General features: G+C 34.6%; 2 pseudogenes. Both read left to right on the top strand.

The window, feature by feature from the left end:
• A pseudogene (locus tag AMO08_RS01690) lies at window positions 1-677 on the top strand (sugar ABC transporter substrate-binding protein); the annotation flags it as partial.
• A 79-nt stretch (window positions 678-756) separates the two neighbouring features.
• Window positions 757-1405 (top strand): annotated as a pseudogene (locus AMO08_RS01685) (sugar ABC transporter permease); the annotation flags it as partial.

Here is a 1405-nt window from a genome sequence, read left to right as displayed (position 1 = left end):
TAGCAGAAGAGTTTGTAAACATGTTTATTGGTCATGGTGGTGAATTCTTTAAAGCTGGTGGCGCGCAACCTAACATTAATAATGCAAAGGGTGTTGCTACTTTAAACATGCTTAAAAAATTATCTGAACTAAGTAATCCTGATTACTTAACTCACGATAGTGAAGCTATTAAAGTTGAATGGGAGTCAGGTAATGTTGCATTAATGACATTATGGGCTTCAAGATCAGGTACTCTTTTAGATGATGAAGGAGATCCAAACATTACTAAAGCAACAAAACTAACTGGACCAGCTACAGTGGGTGGTGGAAATATTCCAGCAGCTACATTATGGTGGGATGGTTTTACGCTTGCTAAAAACAGATCAGATGCAGACGCAGAAGCAACATTTAGAGCTTTAGCGCATGCAGCATCAAATAAGAAAATGGTAGCTGACGCTGCTGACCAAGCTGTTTGGTTAGTTGAAGGATTTGTTCCAGGACCAAAATCTATTGGTGTCATCGAAGCTGTAAAAATGGGAGCAAAACCATATCCAATGTTACCGCAAATGGGTTTAATGCATGGTGCATTAGGAAGTGAAATTGTTGAATTTTTACAAGGTAAAGAGTCAGCTGAACAAGCATTAAAAGATGTTGAGGCTGCTTACATTAGTAAAGCTAAAGAACAAGGCTTTCTATAAAATCTAAAACTTTTAAGTGGGGATTAATTCCCCACTTACTCAAAATTTAATGCCTAATAAAACTTTTTTTTGGTTTTTTTTGCCAACAGGTTTAGCAATGATCCTGTTTATTGGGCTGCCGATTATTTCGACAGGTATTCAATCTTTTTATGCGCAACACGATCAAGTAGTTAAAGAAGTTAAAAAGTGTGACCCTTTTGGTTGTACTGTTTCAATAGTTGTAGATAACGAAGAAACTACAAAATTAAGAGACGCAAAGCCGCTTGGTAAATTTAATGGGTTTGGAACCTATGTAGATAGAAATCATCTTGCTATTGATGAAATTAAAAAATTTTGGAATGAAACTGAGAACTTTGGTGCTTTCGTAGATCAAGTAACCAATCTTCCATTTTACAAGGCATTAATATTTACCCTAACCTATTGTCTATTTGTTACACCGAATGTTCTTTTATTAGGATTTATTATTGCTTTAAGTTTAAATGCTGTTGCAAGAAAAATTAGGGGTCCATTAATTTTTGGTACGATATTGCCTATGATTGTCACACCTTTAGTAGGGTCACTTGTATTATTTTGGATGATAGATTCTCAAGGGATTATTGGAGCTAATATTCAAAATTTAATGAATGATCCGTATTTATCACTTAAATCCTCTAAAACATTAACCTGGATCACTATTATTATATATGGAATTTGGCATCATTCACCTTTTGCATTTGTAGTATTTTATG

Origin of the sequence: Candidatus Pelagibacter communis (assembly GCF_001180205.1) — a bacterium.
GTDB classification, from domain to species: domain Bacteria; phylum Pseudomonadota; class Alphaproteobacteria; order Pelagibacterales; family Pelagibacteraceae; genus Pelagibacter; species Pelagibacter ubique_O.
Note: the sequence above shows the minus strand (reverse complement) of the source record. Positions and strands in the feature narration are given on the sequence as shown.